Below are 23,517 nucleotides of genomic sequence, written 5' to 3'. Positions count from 1 at the left end.
TCATGTCTTTATTACCGGATCTGCTGCCCGATCGTGAAGTGGAATTGACCGCCGCTGCGCACACTCTTACCCTGAATCTTGTCGAATCCGTAGCCCCAGTCGATGCCCAGTAAGCCAAAGGCCGGCATAAAAATACGGGCACCGCCACCGACGGAACGTTTAATGTCGAAGGGGTTAAATTCGCGGTAACTACCCCAGTTGTTGCCCCCTTCCGCGAAGCCCAGCAGGAAGATAGTCGCCTGCGGATTGAGCGAAACCGGGTAACGTATTTCCGTTACGAACTTATTATAGACCACGCCGCCGCCGCCGAGTAATTGTTCGTTCTGATCGAGTGGCCCCACCTTACGATCGCCGTAGCCACGTAAACCAATGATGTCCTGGTCGGCCAGGGCGAAAGAGCCCTGCCCGGCCAAACCGGAACCACCCACGATGAAGCGACCAAACGGACTCATGCCCACCCGGTCGCCGTAACTACCCAGGAAGCCCATGTGGGCGCGGGCGCTCACGACGAGCTTACCCGTGATGGTGGCGTACCAACTGGCATCGAACATCCACTTATGGTACTCGACCAGTTTGAACCTATCCTGCGCATCGCTGAAATCCGATTTCCGGAAAGCAGAATAGGGCGGAGTGAAGGTAGCCGCCAATGAGAGCGACGAACCCGAGCGCGGATACTGGTTATCACTCAGGGTGTTGCGCGATAATGTCGTATTGAACGTCACGTTGTATGACTTACCATTGCTGTAGCCAATGCGGAAAAAGTCCAGACTATCCAGGCGGTATTGCTGCAGGGAAAGCGAATGGGTCAGTACCAGGAAGCGATCAGGTACTTTCAAACGACGACCCAGCGAGAACGTGATGCCATTGTTGTAGTATGAGCCCAGGAAAGTTTGCTTGCCGGGCGACACGGGGTTGCGGCTATAAAGCTGAGAAACATCCGAAATCCGGTAAACGGTACGGGTCAGGGCCACGCCGAAGTTGATGGGCTTTTTGCCACCCAGCCAGGGTTCGCTGAACGACAGCGAGTACGTCTGGAACTGCCGTCCGTTGGCCTGGAAGCGCACCGAAAGCTTCTGTCCGTCGCCCGAAGGCAGTGGCCGCCAGGTGGATCGGTTAGGAATATTGCGCAGCGAGAAGTTATTGAAAACAAGTCCCAAAGTACCTACAAAGCCAATGTAGCCGCCCCAACCACCAGAGAGCTCGATCTGATCAGAAGGTTTTTCCTCTACGGTGTATTCAATGTCCACCGTGCCGTCAGCCTGATTAGGGATAGGGTTGATACCGATTTTCTCGGGATCGAAGTACCCCATCTGCGCCAGTTGGCGGTTGGTGTTGATCAACTCGGTCTTGCTGAATTTTTGCCCCGGCAACGTGAACAACTCGCGTAGCACCACACGGTCGCTGGTCTTGGTATTGCCGTTCAGAATAATGCGGTTGATGGTAGCCTGCTTGCCCTCACTAATTCGTATTTCAATGTCGATCGAGTCGCCCACCACGGATACTTCGACGGGCGTCGCGCGGAAATATAGATATCCGTCGTCCATGTAGGCTGAGCTGACGTCCGCCCCGGGAATACCGTTGATCTTCTTTTCCAGTTCTTCCGGGTTGTAAACATCCCCTTTATTGATGCCCAGAATTTTTTTCAGAAAATCGGTTTTACGAAGGTAGTTACCCGTGAATTCTATATTGCGGTAGTAGTACTTCGGCCCCTCGTCGATCTTCATCACAATGTTGATCGTCTCGCCGCCCTGGCCCTGAATGCTGTCGTACTCGATGGTCGCGTCGCGGTAGCCGTTTTTGCGGTAGTAAGCGATAAGCTTTTCCTTGTCCTCGTCGTAGAGCTTGGGTATGTACTTTGAGGGGGTGAACAGGTGCCAGAGTTTTTTCTCTTTGGTCTTTTTTAGTTTCTTTTTCAGGGTAGCGTCGCTGATGGCCTCGTTGCCGATGATTTCGATTTCTTCAATCTTTACTTTCTTGCCTTTATCGACGGTGAAGTTAAGCGTTGCCTGGCCGCGCGTCGTGTCGGGAATTTGAAGAGCCTTTACGGTGATATTGTAAAAGCCCTTGTCCATGAAGTGCTTTTTGATGAGCAACTGGGTGTTCTTGATGACCGTCGGCGTGATAACGCGGCCTTTGATGAGCTTCACCTTGTCGTTCAAAGTCTCCTTTTCGCCTTTGCGTAAGCCGGAAAAAGTCACTTTATATAGCCGGGGGCGCTCCTTGATATTGATATTGAGCCAGATTTTGCCTTCTTCTATTTTGGTGTACAGAATTTCGACATCGTCAAGCGTACCGAAGTCCATCATCCTTTTGATGGAAGAGGAAATCGCCGGACCCGGCACCCGAACCTTGTCGCCCTTTTGCAATCCAGATATGGAAACCATGCTGTTGGGGTCCAGAAATTGGGTTCCCGATACGGTCACGTCCATAATTTCGTACTCCTTAGGATCGGCATAATCCAGCGCGGGGGCTTGATTTTCGACTGCAGGCTTGGCGGGTATACCTCCTCCCACGCCAATGCGCTGCGCATGGCTGGTTAGCGAGCAAGCCAGCATCAGCATCAATACGTGTAAGGAAGCGTGTATTCCGGTAAATTTCTTCATATAATTTTTCATTAGCTGAACTTGTGTGCTTGTGCCTATTGTAACAGTATGGCTGACTGATTGCGAGCATTCTTGCTTGTTCGTTGTCAACTATTGACCTGCTCGCTGGTCTTGCCAAACCGCCGTTCTCTTTTCTGGTACGACAGAATACCTTCGTAGAGATGCGCCTTACGGAAATCAGGCCAATACACTTCGTCGTAAATGTACAATTCGGCGTAGGCCAATTGCCACAGAAGGAAGTTGCTGATCCGGTGATCGCCCCCCGTACGCAGCATTAAATCTACATCAGGGCGACCTTTGGTGGCCAGTCGGTCGTTTAACAGACCCTCAGTGATGTCTTCGGGTTGTAATGCCCCCGATTTTATTTCCTGGGCAAGTTGCCTGGTAGCCTGCACGATATCCCATTTGCCGCTGTATCCGAGGGCCAGAATCAGGTTCAGACCGTCGTTTTGGCGGGTTTGCTCGATGGCTTCGGCCAATTGACGGCGGCAGCGTTCGGGTAAACTATTCAAGTCGCCGATCGAATCGAGACGCACGTTGTTTTTCTGTAAAGTAGGCAGTTCGTCGCGGATCGTCTGCACGAGCAGTTCCATGAGCGCTTGCACTTCTATCTGCGGACGCCCCCAGTTTTCGGTTGAAAAAGCATAAAGGGTCAAATATCCGACACCCAGTTCGGCGCAGCCTTCGGTCACTTCCCGTACCGCCTTAATCGCGCTCCGGTGGCCAAAAATGCGGGCCGCGCCCTGATTTTTGGCCCAACGGCCATTACCGTCCATGATAACGGCGATGTGTTTGGGCAGATTGCTCAAGTCGATGAGTTCCTTCATTCCGCAGACCCGAGTTTAACTTTTTTTAACAAAATTGTGGTAGCCATGTGGCACAGCCGAAACGCTTATTCTGAAAATAAGGGTAAAAAACAACTTAAATATTTACCTATTAAGCCATTACCCCCCTCCCGCTCTGGCAAATCGGGGCGCAAGTTAGTCATAAGTCTGACGGCTTCAAAATCAATCGCTTGGGGAACGTATCGTGTCAGATACTGAGTAGCTGGCGGATGGCGTCGCCGTAGGTAGAGCCGCTTTGCAGGGAGGACGCTTTGCGGTCGCGCATGACGATCATGTACTTGCCGTTGAAATAACGCTGAATTTCATTGATCTGGTGCGTATTGAGAATGGCCGAGCGACTCACACGCAGAAAATGAACCGGAAGTTTTTCTTCCAGACTGGTCAGCGTATGGCTGACCAGGTACTGGTGTCCATCGAGCGTATTAAGAAAAACATACTTGTCCTCTGCCTCAAAGTGAGAAACTTCGGTCAGCGGGATGAGCAGGATGCGTTCGCCGGACTTGACCGAAAGTGCGTGCATTTCCTGTCTGGGCTGCATTCTTTCCAAAAGACGCAGCAGGTTTTGGGTATAATGTTCTCTGGTATCTTCTGGTGCCGAAACGTCGGTTTGTGGCGTCTTCTTTACTTCGACCCGCGACTTTATCTTTTCGATCGTCTTCTGCAGACGTTCGTTTTCAATGGGTTTCAACAGGTAATCGACCGAATTCTCCTCGAATGCGCGGATGGCGTACTGGTCGTAAGCCGTAGCAAACACAACCATCGGCATCGTGCTGACTTTGGCCAGCATCTCGAAACCATTGAGCAGCGGCATTTCGATATCGAGGAAAACAAGGTCGGGTTTGTGTTTCTCGATCAGATCCAGTCCTTCAGCGCCGTTGTGGCCTTCGGCGATGATGTCGAACACATCGGCATAGTCGCTCAGCAACCGTTTCAGGCGGTTGAGAGCGAGTTGCTCGTCGTCGATGGTGATGGTGCGTAGGGGAAGATTCATGCCGTAAGCCGATTTGTTTTAATTTTTAGGGCGACATGCTTGTCCGGCTCATTGCGCATCTCTACCGAAGCATCGTCTTGGTAGAGGAGTTTCAGTTTTTCCTGAATGCTCCGCAAGCCGTATCCCGACGACAGGTTTTCGCCGAATGCCGGGCCGTTGTCCTGCACGCAAAGGTACAGCCAATCATCTTTTTCAAAAATATGCACCCGGATGCAGCCTGCTTCGGGTAGTTTGCTAATGCCGTGCTTCACGGCATTTTCGACGATAGGTTGCAGCAGAAACTTCGGTATCGTGAGCTTGGACAAAGCCGGATCTTCCACCTGTACCTCAAATTTCAGGCGGTCGCCGAAGCGTACCTGCTCAATTTGCAGGTATGTCCGCACCATTTCCAGCTCACTGTTAATAGTGTCGTAGTAGTCATCATTACTTCGACCCGTCGTGTATCGAAAAAGTTTGGAAAGTAGGACGGTCATTTCCTCGGCCTTGTCAGGGTCGCCGTGTACCAGACTGGCGATGCTATTGAGGGAGTTGTAAAGAAAATGCGGGTTGATCCGGGCCTGCAAAGCGCTCAGTTCGGCGCGGGTTTTTAATTTTTCAAGACTCAAAAGCTGGTACTCCTGTTCTGAAATCTTGCGAGAAAGCTGCTGCCCCTGCCGGCTAAGGTAATAGAAGAGGTTGGCAAGGCCGATCGGTCCAAGAGTGTAAAAGTACCAGGGAGCCGTTCCTCCTGCCGCATCCAGGCTGTTCCGTAAAATCAATTGGTTAATAATTTCCTGAGCCCAAAAGCAGTAAAGGGTGGTAGTGAAGGCAATGTATGCCAGCGTGATCAGAAAGGATAGAAGCAGGTGCCGCTTCCATACGGCAATTTGAAGGCGGTCCAGCCAGACAATAGTCCGGTTGGTAAAAAAAATGGTCAGAATACCGGTCAAAAGATTATTGACCACCACAAACTGGTTCAACTGCATCACCAGAGGATCGGAGGCCGTAGTGATCAGGTTGGTGAAATAAACAATCCCGCTCACTCCATATACGAAAATAGCCCCAAACAGCATCGCAACCGCCATACCCAGCCAGCTTTGGCTTTGAATGAGGGCCACCAGGCTCATATCGCCCCACTGAAACGAACTGTTCTTGTTAGAGAAGCTCAGGTTGACACCGTCCAGTTTGGCATCGGTCAGGTCGGTATCGGTCAGGTTACTGAAGCTGAAATCGACATTGGTCAGGTCGGCGTCACGAAACGAAGCGCGCGAAAGGTTGGAGGCCCTGATGCGCGCGCCGCGCAGCTTGGCATCGTTGAAGTTGGCGTCAGTAAGATTCGAAAAACTCAGATCGGCATCGGTCAGGTCCATGCCGCTGAAATCAAAACCGCGCAGCGACGAAGCCCGCATCCTTATCGGGACGGGCTTGCCGCTGCGCAGCTCCTCGATGATTTGCTGTTTTTCCATATTTTTTCCCGGCCTCGGCTCCGGCAACTTTGCTGGCTCTTTTATTTATTTACTCGCCTCGCCCAGCATATATCCGGCTTGCCCGTGTCCCCAATTGGGGTACAAAGGTCCTTCGGGTTTGAAGGTAGCAAATTTTTCCATTGCCTTTTCCAAAACGGGCTTGGCGACCTTTTTGCCACCGCCAAACTGCTCAGGCGTGTAGTACAGCGAACTACCCTGCATGAGGTAGATTCGCGGATTATCGGGATTAAGTGTTTTAGCTTTTTGCAGGCTTTCCTCAAACCTGGGCCCTTCCGTCATATATCGCGACTGCGGGTCGACCAGCATCCGGGCCTGGTGAACCTGAGCATCGAGCAGCATCAGTTCGGAATTTTCGCCCTCGATGGCCAGGGCTTCTTTTAAAAGTGCTTCGGCCTTATCGACCATCTGGTCTTTTTCGGTGGCATTCTTACCGAAAAATGCCAGCATCGAGTAAGCATAAGTAGCGTAGTAGCGCGGCAGCCATTCCTTCGGCTCAGCGGAGGCGATGCGCTCAAAGCGGTTGGCCAGCGCCTGCCACTCGGCCGGAACGGGTTCCTTATTTTCACTAACCGAAAAGTCTTTGAGGGCCTCGGTCATGGCGGCGGTGTACTGCTCACTCTGCGCAAACAAGAAATTGACAGAAAGAAACAGGGCAACAGTGATTGTCAGAAGCTTTTTCATTTTGGAATTGGGTTTGGGTGAAAGTGAAACGTTTTTCTTGAAGCGGCGGAGCGACAAAGTGGATAGTAGGGCAAGGCAACTTTGTCGCTTTGCCGCTTTGAAGCTTTATTAAATATCATTTTTCGTTACCACTGCTTTCTTCGAGAGCATGATTTGCATTCCGACAAAGAAGCTGCGGTAGCTTTGCGGACCGACCGCGTAGCGCGTTTTGCCATCAGGCGTGTAGCGATAGGTGAAGACATTGCGGGTGTTGAGGATATTGTCCACCGTCAGGTAAAGCACAGTGAAGTTATTCTTGATCATCATGATTTTGCTGGCCGAAAAACTCAGATTATGTACGGGCGGCGTGCGATCGGTAAGGAAACCGTCGTTCGGTTCGCCAATACGATTGGGATTATAGTAAGGGCGGCCACTCGTGTAGGAATAGGTGAAGTTTGCGCTCGTGGTGATTTTCTCAAACCACTTTTTGGTGATCAGGCTGGCGTTGTGGTTGGAGACGAACGTCGGCGTGGCGGATTGTTCGAATTGCTGGAAAAGCCGCTCGGTATCCACGTAGCTGTATGTGATCCAGTAGTCAAAATTCTTGATTAGCTTCTGATCGCGCCAGAAGACGTCGAAGCCCTGTGCGTAGCCGTTGCCGCCGTTGTTAGTTTGTCCCCAGGGGAAGCGGTAAGGGTTGGCGTCGAAAGGCTGGCCGGTAAACTCGCGCACAAGTTGGGCGTAGTTCTTGTAAAAGCCCTCGATCCGAAACGTTCGCTTGTTCTTGATGCGTTGGTAGTTGAGGATGAGGTGGTCGGCACGTTCGAAGTTCAGACCAGAGTTTATGTACAAATAGCGATAGTCGGGATTTTGGTAAAATTGCCCCGCCGCCAGCGAAACCTGGCTGTACTCGCCCGTTTTGTAAGCAAACGAGAGCCTCGGCGCGAGATTGGAGCGGTTGATGGCTGACGAATATTCCGTTCGCAAACCCACACGTCCGGCTAGTTTCCGGGTCACGTAAATCTCCGCCTCGGCGAAGGCAGCGGCGTAGTTGTCGTGCAGCGCGTAGCGTTGATTGTTGTATGCCGTAGTTAAATTGATGCGGTGAATTTCTGTCCCAAAAAGAAACGTATTGTTTTTGGACAAGAGCCGCGTCAGTACCGCCCGGCCCTGAATGCGCTCGTCGGAGCCGCCAAAGTTGGAGCCGTCGAAGGTAGTTTCATCGCTGTTGTGGCTGTACGAAAAGCCGCTGTTGAGCTGCCATTTGCCTTCTGCCCAACTATCGGTAAAAGTACTTGTGGCAAAGGCGTTGCGATTGTGCAGTCGGATGCCCGTGCGGGTTTCGTTATCCAGCGGGGCCTGCGTGACCATGCCCAGGCGGCTGTCGGAATACATACCGTAGGTTTTCAGAAGCCCGGTTTTGGATGTTTTCAGGCGATAGGTCAGCGACGAGCCTGTGAACTCCGGCTCACGCGTCCATTCGACGTTTTGCTTCACCAACGCGAAGAGCGGCCTGAGGTTGCCGTAATAACCCACCACCGATAGCGACTGCTTTTCATTGGCCACATCGTAATTCAGGCCCGCGCTCGCCAGGTTCAGGCTCACACCCAGACCATTGTCGGAGGCCTTATCGCTCGTACTTAATAAAAGTACCGACGACAGCGCCTGCCCGTACTGCGCCGAGTAGCCACCGGTGCTGAATGCCGTACCCTTGAACATAAACGGGTTGAACCGACCGCGTTGCTGTACGTCGGGAAGTGAGCTAAAAAATGGATTTTGCACAATCATCCCGTCGATAACTACCTTGGCTTCCTGCCCCGAACCGCCGCGGACAAACAGGCCGTTCTGCTCACCGACGCGCTGCGCTCCGGGTAGTAATTGCATCACCGCCGTGATGTCAGCCCCGGCTCCGGCGGTGGTCACGATGTCGAGCGGCTTGAGCATGGTCATGCGCTTCTCGTCCGAGGCCTCGAATGAACCCGCCGTAATGACGACCGTATTCAGCTCACTGGCCGATTCTTCCAGTTTTACGGTGAAAGTCTGCGGTTGGCCCCGCAAAATCAGTTTTTGGTCAAACGGTTCATAGCCCACGTAACTGACGAGCAGCGTAGCGGAATCTTTTTCAAAGGTCTTGAAGGAAAACCTACCGAGTGTATCGGTGGTGGCCCCATCATAAGTACCTTTCAACAACACGTTGGCACCGGGTAATGCGTGGCCCTTACGGTCGGTGACCTGGCCGCTCAGGAGCGTTTGGGCAGAGAGCGCCGTGCTGCTCAGGAGTAAGATAATAAGTAAAAGATTTTTCATGGCTAACAGATTTCGGACGATCTTGGTAGGCCAAAACTAGCCTGTTGGTAGCGTCTGGGTTAGCATTTTCCGACGAAGTAAGGGATTTCGGGGATGAAGTCGGAGTGGGCGGGGGTGAGCGGAAACGGCTACAAGGTCAGGAGATCGTGCTACAGGTTTAGAGGAAGGTAATCAGACCTTTGTCCTCACCAACAAAATGCAAAACCATGATACTGATAACAGGAGCCACCGGACAACTGGGCGGAGAAGTGATTCGCCATTTGCTCAAAAAAGTACCCGCCAGCCAGATTGCCGCGCTGGTGCGTGATGCAAACAAAGCGCTGGATTTGAAAAGCAAGGGTATAGATATCCGAATCGGCGACTACGACGACCTCGCCGCGCTCGACCAGGCGATGCAGGGCATAGATAAAGTACTTCTGATCGCCGGAACGGACGAAGAGAATCGTCTACAGCAACATAAAAATGTGATGGAGGCCGCTAAAAAAGCCGGGGTCAGGTGCGTGGCTTTTACCAGCCGGACGCTGAAAGACAAAGGTACTTTGGTGAACCGGTTGATGGATAGTTATTTCGATACCGAAGATTATCTTAAAGCGAGCGGCCTTGATTACGCGATTTTTCGCAACGTCTTGTACATGGATACCCTACCGCAATTCGTGGGAGAAAAAGTGTTTGAGCGAGGTATTTATCTGCCCGCGGGCCAGGGAAAAGTACCCTTTGCGCTTCGCAGCGAAATGGGCGAAGGCATTGCCAATGTACTGGCGGCGGGTGATTGCGGGAACAGAGTTTATAAATTTACGGGCAGTGAAGACTATACGTTCACCGATGTGGCGGCTACGTTGGCTGATTTGTCCGGGAAGGAGGTAAATTATACCTCGCCCGAGAAAAGCGACTTCGAGGCGCAATTGAAAGGTCGTGGTTTACCAGATGTCATGGTCGAGCGAATTACAGGTTTTATCACCGACATCAAAAACGGACAGGAATCGGACGTAAGTACCGATCTGGAAAACGCGCTGGGCCGAAAGCCCGCCTCACTTGTAGAAGGCTTGAAAGTACTTTTTAAGTTGTGAAAAAATGATCTTGGTTTGAAGGCCAGTCCACGGCGGGTGAAAAACACGCAACCAATCGGCTCTTCAATGGACAATAGTCAGAGTACCCTGGTTTCAAAAGCATGAAAAATACCCAACCACACAGGATCAAAACGATCAGCGAGTACCATCGTTTTCGAAAAATGCCCAGTCCGGAACACCCGCTTATCAGCGTGATCAATCTGGCGAACACTGTGTACGGACAACAAACTGAGTCCATAAGTCTGGTGCAGGATTACTACGCTATTTCTGTCAAAAAGCATTTCAACGCCAAAATGAAGTACGGACAGCAACCCTACGATTTTGACGAAGGTAGTATGGCTTTCACGGCTCCCGGCCAGGTATTGCGCTTTACCCCCGATGATCACCCGTCGTCGGAACCATCCGGGTGGCTGTTACTCGTTCATCCCGATTTTTTGTGGAATACGCCTTTGGCCAAAACGATCAAGCAATACGAGTACTTCGATTATTCGGTGAACGAAGCTTTGTTTTTATCCGAAAAAGAGGAAACGACGATCAAAGAGATTTTGCAGAATATCGAGCAGGAGTACCACGCCAACATCGATAAGTTCAGCCAGACCATCATTATCGCGCAACTGGAATTGTTGTTCTCGTACGCCGAGCGGTTTTATCAGCGCCAATTCATCACCCGAAAAATAACCAACCATCAAATTCTGGATCGTCTGGAAACCATTCTCACCGATTATATCAACAATCGTAGTTTGGTTGAAAAGGGGATTCCGACGGTACAATTCATCGCCGAAAGCTTAAACGTGTCCCCTAATTATCTGAGTAGTTTGCTCAAAGTACTGACGGGCCAAAGTACCCAACAGCATATTCATGGCAGATTAATCGAAAAAGCCAAAGAGCGGCTCTCAACTACGGATCTAACCATCAGCGAAATTGCCTATGAACTCGGATTTGAACATTCACAGTCGTTCAGTCGATTGTTCAAGGCAAAAACCAATTTTTCGCCTCTGGACTTCCGGCGTTCATTCAATTGATTAGCCAGAACTTCCCGAAAGTTCAAAACTTTCGGGAAGTTAATCGATAAGAGGGATTAACTTATTGACTTATAAGAAAAAACTTGAATCTGAGCCGATGAAAAACAACGAGATCCCGCTCCTGCCTGGTAACTTTTACCACGTTTTCAATCACGCAAATGGAAATGAGGACTTGTTTCTTAGCCGGGAGAATTACAGCTTTTTCTTAAAACGGTACGGTTTCTACATTAATCCTATTGCCGACACATTCGCATACTGCCTGATGCCAAACCACTTTCATGTGTTAGTCAGAATAAAAGATAGTGCGGCTCTGATTGATGCATACCATCGGATTCTGACGAGCCGCGACACTCCGAAGGAACCGAAGGAATTTAGCCAATCTGTTCAAACCGAATTTGTGAGCCGGCAATTTGCCAGTTTATTCAGTTCTTACTCACAGGCCTTCAACAAGCAGCAGGGCCGCAAGGGCAGTTTGTTCATTCCCAATTTTAAGCGTAAGCACGTGGCATCCGAAAAATATTATATGGAGTTGATCCATTACATCCACGCCAATCCCATCCACCACGGCTTCACCCGCGATATGACAGCCTGGGAGTTTTCTTCCTACCATGCTTTTGTTTCCCAAAAAACAACTATGCTACACCGGGAAGAAGCCTTGTGCTGGTTTAATGGCGTCGATGGTTTTGAGAAATACCACCGGGATACACCAGATGGGTACCGAAGTACATTGGACTTTGGGTAGCGATGCCGCGAACCTCCTATGCTATGAACTAACTTCCCGAAAGTTTTGAACTTTCGGGAAGTTGCGCGGCCGTACGGCAATTCTAATAATACGGAGACTGTTCGGAAGATTAATTTTCCCGTAACATTGGCGTAACACCTACCCTTTTTCTTTGCGGACTGAATTTAATTCGCTCTCATGAGGCTCCGCCCGACGACACTCATTCTGGTACTTTTTTGCAGCCAAGCCTACGCCCAGCAAACTGGCCCCCAGGTCTCTTACAAACCCATTTATAATCCATCAACTGTTCAGCTAAAAATCTTCTACGCCCTCGCTCTACTGGAAAGCCCGGAGGCATCGCGGATTCTAACGAATGATCCTGCCTTGCGCAGTTTGTATAAAAAGAAAAACGACCACCTGAACCGGGCAGTAAAGGAATGCGGCGGCGACGCAGGCTGCTACACGGGACCGATGAAATTCACGCAGGACGAAATCAAACTGGTGAGCGGGCGACTCTCTGCACTTTACAAAAAAGACAATGGTCTGGGAAAATTAGTCAGCGAAGACCTCATTCCTTCGGGTACTTACATTCTCTACGATTCACTCTCTCCCGAAGAATTGCTGGTCAAAGCCTGGGAGTTGGAGGCGCAGGGCCTGAATCATACAATAGAGGTGTACGCCGAAGGCAAAAAGCCCAACTACCCCGCCATCGACTCCATCGCCTTCGATGTGAAATCCCGCAGCTTCGGTACGTTGGCTTATGATGTTACGGAAACACTCCGACAAGAACAAACCCGGAATTCGTTCTTTGGTCCTTCGATGCAATATGCCCTATTGTGGCTGGAAGTGAACGGGCGCAGCGAAGCCGCCGATTACGAACCCCTTCGCTACACCGAAAACAAAGCCGCTTTTCTCCATGCGAAGTCCATCGATTCGCTGGCGTCTTGGGGCAAATTCAAGTACAGCGTTATCCTCGTACCCGGTTCGGGTCCTTCCGATCCAGCGGTCGCTCTGAGTCCGGTCGGAATGCTGCGCTGTCGCCTGGGAGCATTGCGGTACTTCGAGGGGCTGGCTCCTTTTATCGTAGTTTCGGGCGGACGGGTACATCCCTTCAAGACCCAATACAGCGAAGCCTACGAGATGAAAAAGTACCTCATGGACGAGCTGCACGTTCCCGAGAAAGCGATCATCCTGGAACCCCACGCCCGGCACACGACCACCAACCTGCGCAATACCGTCCGACTCCTCTTCCGCTACGGAATGCCCGTCGAAAAACCCGGCCTGATTACCACCACCCGTTCTCAAAGCCTGAGTATCGGTTCCGCTGCTTTTGCCGAGCGTTGCCGCCGTGAACTCGGGTACTTACCCTATCGTCTGGGTGAGCGGCTGAGTGATACCGATTTGGAGTTTCTTCCCTCCCTGAATTCTCTGCAAATAGACCATGACGAACCCCTTGATCCTTAGAAATATGAAAAATACGATGGTGGCCGCCTTTGGTCTGTGTGTGTTTAGCAGCCTGATTGCTAGTAATTTCTTTGTAGATAAACTCGAAATCTCCCATACAATTAGTATTGACTCTTTGGGCGCCTGCCAGGGCGTGAGTTTCATTGATGATAAGGTGCTGCTCTACGGCGACCGCGACGTGGGGATGATTCGCGAATACGTCGCTAAGGGCGACTCCCTGCTTTATTCAGGAAAGGAATACCGCCTGACCGTGGACGGCCAAGACGTCATCAACCATCCGACGGGCATCGCCTACCAGCCGGGGCAACCCTTTTTTATGGGCAATAGCATTCGGCTCAATCCCGAGGGTACTTTGTGGAAGGCGGTTATCTACCGGGTGGACTGGGCGGGACTGAAAAAGCAGGGAACGCTGGACGGGAACCTGCTGAAAACCATCGAAGACGACGCCTGCATTCAGGGTACCCGGCCCGAGTACGTGAAGTACCAGGGCAAGTGGTACGTTGCCACCGCCGACTACGGCGACAAGCGCAACGAGGTGCGGCTTTACGATCCTGAAAAACTAAAAAATGCCGAAAAGACTTCCGAGCCGGGGGTACTTTACAAGAAATTCAGTTGTGGACCCTGGGTCCAAAATCTGCACTGGATACCGGAAAAAGGAGTACTTGTTTTAATCCAAAACCAGATTGAAGGCCGCAAGTGGCGCTTTACCTTTCTGGATTTAGAAAAATCGCTGGCGAAAGGAGAAGCACACGTTCTCAGCATTCAGGATATCGAAAAGTCCGACGAACTGGAAGGCTTCACGATGCTGGGCAAGGGCCAAAGGGGCATTGCCGTTACCTCCTCGCGCCGGAGCAACGTACATTTCGTGAATGTTAAATTCTGAGTATTCCTATCCCTTAAATTTCATATTTTCTTAACCTTTATCTCTAGCTGGGGTAATCGCCTGAAAATACATTTGCGCTTGAATTGAGAGTCCCGGAAGGGACATATCAGTCAAGATTCAAATGTATTTTTTTATTGGTTTAGTCCAAAAAATGAGGTGAGGAAGATATGAAAAAACAACTATTAAAAATCGTACCCTATGCGCTGTCGGGAGCGCTGCTGGCCGGAATAGCAATTCCCGGCCAGGCAACGATAAGGGAAAAAGGTACCTTGACGCGCACTAACACAGAACGGCAGGCTTTGATCCTGGTGTCGGGGAAAGTCACGGACGAGGCGGGGCAGCCGCTCATTGGCGTGACGGTCCTGGAAAAGGGCAGTAGCCGCGGAACGGTTACCAACGAAACGGGAAACTACACCTTGAATGCCGAAGTTGGCTCGACGCTGGTGTTTTCCTTCGTGGGCTTCATTGCCCAGGAAATTCCTGTAACTAACCAGCAGAATCTTGACGTCACACTGGTGCAAGATGCGCTGATGCTCAACGAAGTAGTGGCCGTGGGCTATCAGACTTTGCGCAAAAGCGACCTGACGGGCGCAGTATCCAGCGTGAAGGCCAAGGAACTCAATCTGACCTCGCCTACTGTCGGGCAGGCGCTGGTGGGCAAAGTAGCCGGGGTGCAAATTTCGCAGGTAAGTGGAGCACCTTATAATACGACTAAAATCCGGGTGCGGGGCGTTGGCTCGGTCAATGCCAGTTCGGACCCGCTCTACGTGATTGACGGCTACCCGGCGGGTAACGACATTTTCATCAATCCCAACGACATCGAGTCCATCGACATCCTGAAAGATGCCGCCTCGGCGGCCATCTATGGTTCACGGGCATCGGGCGGCGTGGTACTCATCACCACCAAGCGCGGGAAAGAGGGCAAAGGGCGACTGGAATATGATTATCAATTTGGCGTAAATCAGTTGAGTAAAAAAGTAAAGTTGATGAACTCGGCGGAATACACCCAACTGTTCATCGACGCCCGCAACGGCACCTACCGCGACCTGATGGTCAGTGCCGGCAAGCCTTTCACCGACGCCAACTACTCCGATGACAATGCTACCCGCATCAGAAACGTGGGTAGTGCAGGGTCAGTGAGCATTCTCCCCAGTCTCTACGATTTTGCGAACCAGACGGCCCTGCCGCAACAGTACAACACCGACTGGCAGGACGAATTGTACCGCAACGCGCTGGTGCAGCGGCATAACCTTTCGTTTACCGGCGGCAAGAATGGGGTTCGCTACGCTGTCAGCGGCGGCTATCTCGACCAGCCGGGGATCATCCTCGGCACAGCCCAGCAGCGGCTCAATTTCCGCACCAATCTGGATGCGGAATTGACCAAAAAACTGAAAGTGGGGGCCAACCTGGCGGTAACGTCCAACACCAACCGCGAAGTACAGGAAGGGCGCTTTAACCAGGGCCCGATCCTGGGAGCTCTGATTTACATGCCCATTTTCAAGGCTTATAATGAGGATGGTACTTTGGCCAAGAACGAAGCCGCTGCGCTTAGCTCGGGTTTTGGTTTTCAGTCGATCGAAAACCCCGTGGCCCTGGCCACCGAAACGCACATCAACCGCCGGGGGCTGCGCGGTACGTACAACGGCTTCGCGACTTACGAAATCATTCCCAACCTGAACTTCAAGGTCAATCTGGGAATGCAGACTTATTCCGAGAAATACGAGTTTTACAGTCCAACCAGCCTGAGTAGCGGGGCCAACCCGCCCGGCTCACCACAGGCTGTTGCGGCCGCTTTTGCCCAGTCACAGATGGTAACGCAGGTGGATCAACTGGCAGAGTTCACGCTCAATTATCGGAAGCAGTTCGGCTTGCATAGCCTCGATGCTTTGGCGGGCTATACCGCCCAGAAGAATAGCCGCGACGTACTGGCGGTGCGGGCTAATGGTTTTCAGAACGACCGTATCGAGGAAATCACGGCCAAAGGTGCTGATGCCACTAACTTTTCGATGCTCAACGGTACAGGGAAAACCGACTGGACGCTGCTTTCGTACCTGGCGCGGGCGGTGTACAACTACGACAACCGCTACTACCTGACGGCCTCCTTCCGCACCGACGGCTCGTCGCGTTTCGGTCCTAATAATCGCTGGGGTAACTTCCCTTCGGTGTCGGCGGGCTGGAATATTTCCAATGAATCTTTCTACGCGGATCGCTTCGGCAAATCGAGCACGCTGAAACTACGCGGTAGCTGGGGGTTGAGTGGCAATAATAACATCGGTAACTACAACTTCCTGCAAACGATCGCCACGCCGGGCGGGGCGGTCTTCGGCAACGGTACGGTCAATACCGCCGTGTGGGCCGAGGGAATCAAGGATCTGGATTTGGGCTGGGAGTCCACATCGCAATTCAACTTCGGGGCGGATATCGGCTTGCTGAACGACCGCCTGTCGATCATCGCCAACTATTACCTGAGCCGCTCGTTCAACCTATTGTTCTACCAGCCTATTTCGGCCATTTCCGGTACGTCCACCATTCTGACTAACCTGCGCGATTCCAAAGTAGAAAACAAAGGCTTCGATATCCAGGTAGATGCGCGAGCCATTGCCAACCAGGATTTTACCCTGAACGTCAGCGGAAATATTTCCCTGAACCGTAACAAAGTACTGGACATGGGTGGCGCGAGCACCATCATCACCAACGGGGCCGAGCGCTCGTACCTGACGCACATCACGCAGGAAGGTCAGCCCATCGGGATGTTTTACGGTTTTAAGGTGAAAGGTATGGTGCGCGAAGCGGACATGGAAAATATCGCCATCGACAACGCCAACTACAACACGTCCACCAAGTCGTTTCCCGAAGGTTACGTCCTGAAAGGCCCCGCCCGTTCGCTGGCTTCCTCTAACCCACTCCGGCCTGGGGACCTGTATTTTGAGGATGTCAACGGCGACGGTGTGGTCGATGACAACGACAAGCGCGTCATCGGTAGCCCTCACCCCAAGTTCACCTACGGGTTCGCCCTGTCGGCGCGCTACCGCAATTTCGATTTTACCTCATCTTTCAATGGCAGTTATGGCAATCAGGTACTTGACGGACAGGATTACTATCTGTTCAATATGGAGGCCTCGGGCAATCAGTACCAGAAAGTCGTAGACCGCTATCGCTCCGAAGAGCAGCCGGGCGATGGCAGTGTATACCGGGCGGCACGTGGCGGCACGCAGAGCAACAGCACACGGCTATCGACTTTTTACCTGCAAAATGGCTCATTCCTGCGCTGCACCAACCTGATGCTGGGCTACAATGTACCCAACATGGCGAGCCTGACGCGTAACGCTATCAGCAACCTGCGTCTCTACGTGAGTGCGGATAATGCCTTTACGTTCAGTAAGTACCTGGGCTACAACCCGGAGGTGGATTACAACAACGGCGCTAACCTGACCCCTGGCGTGGACTACGGAAAGTACCCCCTGGCGCGGGCTTACAACATCGGCGCGAAAGTCACTTTTTAGGTATTGTCTCTATTGAATACCGGATGGTTATTGATAGTCCGGTCTTCGATGTCTGGTATCGACTTCACATTTTAGAAACATCATGATAAATATAAAAACTACCTTCTGCAGCACGGCTTTCGCCATCGCCCTGACTGTGCTTGCTTCCTGTTCTACGGATTTCATCGACTTGCAGGACCCCAATGCTGTTGCGGCCTCTACTTTCTACCGCAACGAAAATGACGTGCTGCTGGGCGTCAACGGTATCTACCAATCGCTGCGTAGCGGCAATAGCGTTGGCGAATCCAGCGCGCTGTTCAATGAAGAGCGGTCGGACAATGCCGGGCGCAACGACAACCAGTCCAACGCCGGCGAGCCGTTCCAGTTCAATGATTTCTCGCTGCTGCCTAGTAACACGTACCTGAAAAACCATTGGCTGGGCTTGTATCAGACCATTGCGCGCGCCAATCAAGTGTTGGAAGGAATCGAGAAAGTGAATTTTTCGGACCCAAAGCTGAAAGAGCAATACCAGGCCGAAGCCAAGTTTCTGCGGGCACTCATCTACTTTGAACTGGTGCGCAAATGGGGCGATGTACCTTTGGTCACCAAACCTCTCAATACCACCGACGAGGTGAACGCCAGTACTTTTCGTGAGAAAAAGGAGGTAGTTTATCAGCAGATCGTGACCGATTTGAAAGATATCGTGGCCAGTTCGCTGCCCAATTTGCAAAATGCCGCCAATAAGGGCCGCGTATCCAAAGCCGCCGGTAGCGCCCTGCTGGGCAAAGTGTACCTGACAATGGCTGCTACGCTCGATGCAGCCAACCGCAATACGAATCTGAATGAAGCTAAAACCTACCTGCTGGCGGCCTACACCATGCGTGCTTTCGGGCAATTGAAGGAGATTCCTTACGCCGATGTGTTCGACGTGAATAAGAAGACGACCAATCCTGAGCTGATTTTCCAGATCGTGAACAAGCAGGGCGACATCAACTACTCGTCGTCGATTGCCCGCAATAACCAGGCAAAGGGTGAAACGATCAATTCCCTTTTCACTTCCAATGGTGCGGGAACCAACGTAAAGCCGGATCTGGTGAAAGCCTACGAGACGGGTGATGTGCGTAAGGATTTTTCCATCAAGTACGCCAATGATCCCATTGTCAAAGATTATTTCATCACCAAATTCCGCGACAACAGCGCCACCGCCACGACAAACGGCTACGGTGGTAACGACTGGATTCTGCTACGCTACGCGGATGTAATTTTAATGCTGGCTGAGGTCAACCTGTATCTGGGCGACAACGCCGCTGCCATCGGCTACCTCGATCAGGTGCGCGAACGCGCCGGACTGCCGCGCTACGAAATCGCTAAAAACAACTCTGACTACGCTGCCAGATTCCCTACCCTGAAACTCGCCATCCTGCACGAGCGCCGCGTGGAGCTGGCCTTCGAAAACCAGCGCTGGTACGATTTGTTGCGCTTTTTCAGTGATGCAGAGTTAGTCAGTTATTTCAAAGCCAAAAGCCAGTCGGACTATGGCCTGGCCAAGCTTTCCAATTTTGGCCCCAAGGATCGCTACTACCCTATTCCGTTCGATGAGTACAAGCTCAATCCCGAAGCAATGTACCAGAATACGGGATACTGATTCGGTTGGCACTAGCTAAGGGGCAACGGACCACATTTGCTTTATCAAAAATGGGTTCACATATCCGTTAAGCTAAATTCATTTTTTACAGACAGAGTTGGCGTCTTGAATTATCGTTTTCACACGAAAACAATAATTCAAGACGCCTTTTTTGTTAAAATTTCAGTTATTTGAAGCGAGAACCACGGAAAATCGATGATTTTCAAACACCAACTCTCAACTTTCCTTTGAAAATGCAAGAACCAAACTGGCAGACTGCCAAAGAATACGAAGATATTACCTACAAAAAGCTGAACGGCGTCGCCCGCATTGCTTTCAATCGTCCCGATGTCCGCAATGCCTTCCGGCCCGGCACCGTCTTTGAACTGCTGGATGCGTTTGACGATGCCCGCAATGACGGCACTATCGGCGTAGTGCTGCTCTCGGGCGAAGGCCCGGCTAAAGACGGCGTGTATGCCTTCTGCTCCGGCGGTGATCAGAAATTCCGTGACAAGGCGGGTTACAAGGGCAACGACGGCCTGGACCGCCTGAATATTCTGGAAGTACAGCGCCAAATCCGTTTTATGACCAAGCCCGTCATCGCCGTGGTGCCGGGCTGGGCGGTGGGTGGCGGACACAGCCTGCACGTAGTTTGTGACCTGACGCTGGCCAGTAAAGAACACGCTATCTTCAAACAGACTGACGCCAACGTGGCCAGTTACGATGCGGGCTATGGCTCGGCCTACCTCGCCCGCCAGATTGGGCAGAAGCGGGCGCGGGAGATTTTCTTTCTGGGCCGCAGCTACTCGGCGCAGGAAGCTTTCGACATGGGCATGGTCAATGCCGTGGTGCCGCACGACGAACTGGAAGCCACCGCCTACCAATGGGCGCAGGAGATTCTGGAAAAAAGCCCAATGGCGATCCGAATGCTCAAATTCGCCTTCAATCTTGTGGACGATGGCATGGTCGGGCAGCAGATTTTTGCGGGTGAAGCCACCCGACTGGGCTACATGACCGACGAAGCGCGGGAAGGACGGGATGCTTTTCTCGAAAAGAGAAAGCCGGATTTTGATCAATTTCCCAAGCATTCTTAAACAAACGCACATGCTTACCGTAAGCCAGCTTTACCTGTTTCCCATCAAATCGCTTGGGGGCATTGCCGTGTCATCGGCTGTGGTGACCGACCGGGGTTTTGCGAATGACCGACGCTTCATGCTCACGGATGAGAACGATAAGTTTCTGACTATCCGTAATTTTCCAAAAATGTGGCTGCTGCAGCCTTCGTTGGAGAGCGAAATGCTACGCATTGCTTCGCTGGACTATAAAATCGAGGATCTGATTATTCCGGCGCAACCCGAGGGTGCCGCTGACCGAACCGTAACGGTTTGGAAGGAAAAAGTGGACGCGCACGGTCTTGGCCCGGATGCAAATGCGTGGTTCAGCGAGGTGCTGGGAATCAAGTGCCGACTGGTGTATATGCCGGACGAAAGCCTCCGGCCGGTTGAAGCCAGTTCGGGTTTCCGACCGGCGGGTAAGGTGACCTCGTTTGCTGATGCTCACCCTTTTTTGATGATTGGCGAGGCTTCCCTGCGCGATCTCAACGAACGGTACCTTGCGAACTCCGCGCCGGGAACAGACGAACTGGCCATGGCTCGCTTCCGGCCTAATATTGTGTTTACGGGTGGCGCACCTTATCAGGAAGACGAAATCATTGATTTTACCATCAACGGCGTGTCTTTCACCGGGCTGGAAAACTGCGCGCGCTGCAATGTGCCGAACGTCGATCCTGTCACCGGAGTCGCCACGAGCCGTGAACCGCTGGCTACGCTATCCAAATACCGTTTGAAGGACAGGAAGATTTACTTTGGCCGGGATCTCATTCACACGGGCACAGGCGAAGTGCGTGTCGGCGATGAAATAATCTTAGTATAAAAAAACACTGACTAATTAACCAGAAGTACCCAAGAACTATGGAAAAGCAAAGAGTGACCCACCCCCAGCGTGATCCTGATTTCAGCACAGGAGCCTATTCCGACGGTGTCGTTTGTGGCGACCTGCTGTTTGTGAGCGGCCAGGCAGCGGTGGATTTTGCCAATAATACCTTTAAGCTAGGTACGATTGAAGAAGAAACCCGCCTGACGCTGGAAAATATCAAAGCCATCGCCAGCCAGGTAGGCCTGACACTTGACGATGTCCTGAAATGTACGGTGCACTTGGCTGACATTAACGATTTTGCCCGTTACAACGAAGTGTATGCTTCGTACTTCACAGGCATCAAACCCGCCCGCACTACGGTGCAGTCAGTGCTGGCTGAGGGGTTGAAAGTCGAGATCGACGCTATTTTTACTATGCCCGCCAAATAATCAGCGTATCAATGCACTGATAATGAATAAGCGGCAGGAAGCGTGCAAATTTGGGGCAATCGGATGATCACGCTTCCTGCTTCACCAAATCAACCAGCGTTTCGACCCATATTTTGCTGTCGTTCAAGCTTTCGACCAATTGCCAGTGCTCACCACCCTGTTCTTCGAACAGCTCCTTGTATTCGTCGCCGATTTCGATAGTCGTTTCCAGGCAGTCGGCCACGAAGGAAGGTGAAAATGCCAGAACGCTCTTGATACCGCGGCCGGCCAGTTCTTTAATAATATCGTCAGTGTAAGGCTTTATCCAGGGCGTTTTGCCCAGGCGCGACTGGAAAGCCGTCGTGTAGGTGCCCTCTTCCAGGCCCAGTTCCTTCACTAGCAGGCGCGTCGTTTCAAAGCATTGAGCACGGTAGCAGAACTGGTTGTGCCTGTTCGCAGTATCGCAGCAACTACCTAGCTTGCATTGTTTGCCGGTGTAGTCGCCTTTCAGGATTTGCCGCTCCGGCAAGCCATGGTAACTAAACAGAATATGATCGTAGTCGCGCTCGGCTAAGTACTTTTTGCCCGCCTGTACAAAACCTTCAATGAATTTTGGGTGATCCAGGAAACGGTTGACAAAACGTAGCTCCGGCATGACCTGCCACTGGCTCAGCACCCGCATGACTTCTTCATAGACCGAACCTGTGGAGGCGGAGGCATACTGCGGAAAAAATGGGATAACGGTGATTTTGGAAAGTCCCAACTGCTGTAGTTCGGCCAGGCTATTCTCTATGCTGGGGCTTTGATACCGCATAGCCAGCTTCACTACATACTCATTTCCCAGCGCCTTCTGAAGCATTTCTTCCACTGCGACACCGTAAGTTTTCAGTGGCGAGCCCGCTTCGGTCCACAGTTCTTTATAAACCTTGGCCGACTTCGGTGCCCGGAAAGGCGCAATAATGAGATTTATCAACATCCAGCGCGACGTGTATGAAATGTCGATTACACGGCCGTCCATCAGGAATTCGCGCAGGTACTTGCGTACATCGGGCGTATTCGGGCTATCCGGCGTTCCGAGATTCACGATCAGGACGCCCGTTTTTCCGATGCTTTTTTTGGTAGTAGTGTGGGTAGTGGGTGAAGTTTGGATATTCATCTTTTAGGAAATTACTACTGAAAGACCTCTTGTTAAGGCAGATGAGCAGACAGGGGCGCCCTGCCCCTGATTCAGAAAGTCGGCTTCTCGAAAGATTCGAAAACGGACTTTGGTAGCTTATCAAAGACCTGAATATCGGTCAACTGTCGCTGTCCCCGGTCTCCCGAAAGCATCACTTTGCCGTAGGGTTTGTATGCTTTCCAGGGCATGGTGAAGTTGGGCTTGTCGTTTTCGGCTTTGGCAAAATAGGCCCATTGTGTCACCATTTTGGAATCGGGGCTGAGCCAGACATAGTATTTGTTCTGGGGAGTATCGCCGACGTTTTCAAAAGTCATCTGAATCTTTTCGGCAGCAGCCCCGTCTTCGGTTTTGTCCTCACCCATGTATTTCAGCGTTACGCCCGAATCTTTTAGTTTGTAAGGCATTACCAACCAATAAGAGTCGTTGATCCAGGCACTCTTGGCCTGCTTTACGTACTTGTCCACGGAGTCGGGCTGAGTGATTTCCTGACCGTTTTTCATTACGCGGCCTTTGTCTGTATTGACGTTCAGCAGCACAGTTTGGTCATTTTTCAGGTTCTCAACGCGCACGTCACCTGTCCACTTATCCCAGGTAAGACGGCGGTTTCCAAAGAAATTCCAGGTGATGTAGTGGGTGTTGTCCCAGTTTTTGCGGCCGCCCATGGCGTCCATCGCTGCATCGGCCAAGGCAATCGCCTTGGCGTCAGATCCGGCCGTATTGAAGCCTTTGGCCGCCGGGTTGGAAGATTTTTGGGCATTTGACGAAACAGTCAGGCCGCCAATAAATAAGACGAGGAAGAGGAAGTGTTTTTTCATTGATTTCGATTTTAGCGACTTAATGGTTTTTGATTAGCCTTCTGTATA

The 23,517-nt window shown here is 51.6% G+C and carries 18 protein-coding genes; 10 read left to right on the top strand and 8 right to left on the bottom strand.

Features of this window, described 5'->3' with window-relative positions; genetic code table 11:
• Window positions 1-11: 11 nt before the first annotated feature.
• From bamA to IE117_RS22280, 6 genes are all read right to left on the bottom strand, one after another.
• Entirely contained in the window at window positions 12-2,603 is a 2,592-nt protein-coding gene (gene bamA, locus IE117_RS22305) for an outer membrane protein assembly factor BamA (protein WP_189567432.1), read from the bottom strand.
• An 86-nt stretch (window positions 2,604-2,689) separates the two neighbouring features.
• A complete protein-coding gene (uppS, locus tag IE117_RS22300; RefSeq protein WP_189567430.1) occupies window positions 2,690-3,430 on the bottom strand; it encodes an undecaprenyl pyrophosphate synthase in 741 nt (246 codons plus the stop codon).
• A gap of 205 nt (window positions 3,431-3,635) precedes the next feature.
• Window positions 3,636-4,439 (bottom strand): LytR/AlgR family response regulator transcription factor, encoded by an 804-nt coding sequence (locus IE117_RS22295; protein ID WP_189567428.1) that lies wholly within the window; start codon window positions 4,437-4,439, stop codon window positions 3,636-3,638.
• A complete protein-coding gene (locus IE117_RS22290; protein ID WP_189567426.1) occupies window positions 4,436-5,884 on the bottom strand; it encodes a histidine kinase in 1,449 nt (482 codons plus the stop codon). Before IE117_RS22290 ends, IE117_RS22295 begins: the two co-directional genes overlap by 4 nt.
• Before the next feature lie 45 nt (window positions 5,885-5,929).
• Window positions 5,930-6,586, bottom strand: a complete 657-nt coding sequence (locus IE117_RS22285; protein WP_189567424.1) for a hypothetical protein — start codon at window positions 6,584-6,586, stop codon at window positions 5,930-5,932.
• Window positions 6,587-6,694: 108 nt separating this feature from the next.
• On the bottom strand, window positions 6,695-8,872 hold the full coding sequence (locus tag IE117_RS22280; RefSeq protein WP_189567422.1) for a TonB-dependent receptor: 2,178 nt from the start codon (window positions 8,870-8,872) through the stop codon (window positions 6,695-6,697).
• 206 nt (window positions 8,873-9,078) lie between these two features.
• On the opposite strand from IE117_RS22280, the gene IE117_RS22275 reads away from it, so the two are divergent.
• The 10 genes from IE117_RS22275 (at window position 9,079) to IE117_RS22230 (ending at window position 21,498) form a co-directional block, all read left to right on the top strand.
• The gene (locus IE117_RS22275) at window positions 9,079-9,939 is read left to right on the top strand and encodes an SDR family oxidoreductase (protein WP_189567420.1); all 861 of its coding nucleotides are present in this window, start codon (window positions 9,079-9,081) and stop codon (window positions 9,937-9,939) included.
• A gap of 101 nt (window positions 9,940-10,040) precedes the next feature.
• A complete protein-coding gene (locus IE117_RS22270; protein ID WP_189567418.1) occupies window positions 10,041-10,961 on the top strand; it encodes a helix-turn-helix domain-containing protein in 921 nt (306 codons plus the stop codon).
• 97 nt (window positions 10,962-11,058) lie between these two features.
• Window positions 11,059-11,703 carry a hypothetical protein gene (locus IE117_RS22265; RefSeq protein ID WP_189567416.1) on the top strand — a complete coding sequence of 215 codons (645 nt, stop codon included), beginning with the start codon at window positions 11,059-11,061 and terminating at the stop codon, window positions 11,701-11,703.
• A 177-nt stretch (window positions 11,704-11,880) separates the two neighbouring features.
• Window positions 11,881-13,146 carry a YdcF family protein gene (locus tag IE117_RS22260; protein WP_189567414.1) on the top strand — a complete coding sequence of 422 codons (1,266 nt, stop codon included), beginning with the start codon at window positions 11,881-11,883 and terminating at the stop codon, window positions 13,144-13,146.
• Window positions 13,147-13,150: 4 nt separating this feature from the next.
• On the top strand, window positions 13,151-14,029 hold the full coding sequence (locus IE117_RS22255) for a hypothetical protein (RefSeq protein WP_189567412.1): 879 nt from the start codon (window positions 13,151-13,153) through the stop codon (window positions 14,027-14,029).
• Window positions 14,030-14,196: 167 nt separating this feature from the next.
• Window positions 14,197-17,532, top strand: coding sequence for a SusC/RagA family TonB-linked outer membrane protein (locus tag IE117_RS22250; protein ID WP_189567410.1), 3,336 nt, complete (start codon window positions 14,197-14,199; stop codon window positions 17,530-17,532).
• 82 nt (window positions 17,533-17,614) lie between these two features.
• Window positions 17,615-19,156, top strand: coding sequence for a RagB/SusD family nutrient uptake outer membrane protein (locus IE117_RS22245; RefSeq protein ID WP_189567408.1), 1,542 nt, complete (start codon window positions 17,615-17,617; stop codon window positions 19,154-19,156).
• 233 nt (window positions 19,157-19,389) lie between these two features.
• Window positions 19,390-20,229, top strand: a complete 840-nt coding sequence (locus IE117_RS22240; RefSeq protein WP_189567406.1) for a 1,4-dihydroxy-2-naphthoyl-CoA synthase — start codon at window positions 19,390-19,392, stop codon at window positions 20,227-20,229.
• A gap of 10 nt (window positions 20,230-20,239) precedes the next feature.
• Window positions 20,240-21,067: an MOSC domain-containing protein gene (locus IE117_RS22235; RefSeq protein WP_189567404.1), complete on the top strand. Its 828-nt coding sequence runs from the start codon at window positions 20,240-20,242 to the stop codon at window positions 21,065-21,067.
• Window positions 21,068-21,105: 38 nt separating this feature from the next.
• A complete protein-coding gene (locus IE117_RS22230; RefSeq protein ID WP_189567402.1) occupies window positions 21,106-21,498 on the top strand; it encodes a RidA family protein in 393 nt (130 codons plus the stop codon).
• A gap of 67 nt (window positions 21,499-21,565) precedes the next feature.
• On the opposite strand, the gene hemH is transcribed toward IE117_RS22230, so the two are convergent.
• Together hemH and IE117_RS22220 are read right to left on the bottom strand one after the other, a co-directional pair.
• Window positions 21,566-22,633, bottom strand: coding sequence for a ferrochelatase (gene hemH / locus IE117_RS22225; RefSeq protein ID WP_189567400.1), 1,068 nt, complete (start codon window positions 22,631-22,633; stop codon window positions 21,566-21,568).
• A gap of 71 nt (window positions 22,634-22,704) precedes the next feature.
• Complete coding sequence (locus tag IE117_RS22220) at window positions 22,705-23,469, bottom strand: hypothetical protein (RefSeq protein ID WP_189567398.1); 765 nt, start codon at window positions 23,467-23,469, stop codon at window positions 22,705-22,707.
• Window positions 23,470-23,517 lie beyond the last annotated feature (48 nt).

Origin of the sequence: Persicitalea jodogahamensis (assembly GCF_014651615.1) — a bacterium.
GTDB classification, from domain to species: domain Bacteria; phylum Bacteroidota; class Bacteroidia; order Cytophagales; family Spirosomataceae; genus Persicitalea; species Persicitalea jodogahamensis.
Note: the sequence above shows the minus strand (reverse complement) of the source record. Positions and strands in the feature narration are given on the sequence as shown.

Coding starts and splice junctions, on each gene's coding strand:
- IE117_RS22275 (WP_189567420.1), top strand. CDS start 9,079: ATGATACTGATAACAGGAGCCACCGGACAACTGGGCGGAGAAGTGATT.
- IE117_RS22255 (WP_189567412.1), top strand. CDS start 13,151: ATGAAAAATACGATGGTGGCCGCCTTTGGTCTGTGTGTGTTTAGCAGC.
- IE117_RS22220 (WP_189567398.1), bottom strand. CDS start 23,469: ATGAAAAAACACTTCCTCTTCCTCGTCTTATTTATTGGCGGCCTGACT.
- hemH (WP_189567400.1), bottom strand. CDS start 22,633: ATGAATATCCAAACTTCACCCACTACCCACACTACTACCAAAAAAAGC.
- IE117_RS22240 (WP_189567406.1), top strand. CDS start 19,390: ATGCAAGAACCAAACTGGCAGACTGCCAAAGAATACGAAGATATTACC.
- bamA (WP_189567432.1), bottom strand. CDS start 2,603: ATGAAGAAATTTACCGGAATACACGCTTCCTTACACGTATTGATGCTG.
- IE117_RS22270 (WP_189567418.1), top strand. CDS start 10,041: ATGAAAAATACCCAACCACACAGGATCAAAACGATCAGCGAGTACCAT.
- IE117_RS22230 (WP_189567402.1), top strand. CDS start 21,106: ATGGAAAAGCAAAGAGTGACCCACCCCCAGCGTGATCCTGATTTCAGC.
- IE117_RS22280 (WP_189567422.1), bottom strand. CDS start 8,872: ATGAAAAATCTTTTACTTATTATCTTACTCCTGAGCAGCACGGCGCTC.
- IE117_RS22290 (WP_189567426.1), bottom strand. CDS start 5,884: ATGGAAAAACAGCAAATCATCGAGGAGCTGCGCAGCGGCAAGCCCGTC.
- IE117_RS22250 (WP_189567410.1), top strand. CDS start 14,197: ATGAAAAAACAACTATTAAAAATCGTACCCTATGCGCTGTCGGGAGCG.
- IE117_RS22235 (WP_189567404.1), top strand. CDS start 20,240: ATGCTTACCGTAAGCCAGCTTTACCTGTTTCCCATCAAATCGCTTGGG.
- uppS (WP_189567430.1), bottom strand. CDS start 3,430: ATGAAGGAACTCATCGACTTGAGCAATCTGCCCAAACACATCGCCGTT.
- IE117_RS22285 (WP_189567424.1), bottom strand. CDS start 6,586: ATGAAAAAGCTTCTGACAATCACTGTTGCCCTGTTTCTTTCTGTCAAT.
- IE117_RS22265 (WP_189567416.1), top strand. CDS start 11,059: ATGAAAAACAACGAGATCCCGCTCCTGCCTGGTAACTTTTACCACGTT.
- IE117_RS22245 (WP_189567408.1), top strand. CDS start 17,615: ATGATAAATATAAAAACTACCTTCTGCAGCACGGCTTTCGCCATCGCC.
- IE117_RS22295 (WP_189567428.1), bottom strand. CDS start 4,439: ATGAATCTTCCCCTACGCACCATCACCATCGACGACGAGCAACTCGCT.
- IE117_RS22260 (WP_189567414.1), top strand. CDS start 11,881: ATGAGGCTCCGCCCGACGACACTCATTCTGGTACTTTTTTGCAGCCAA.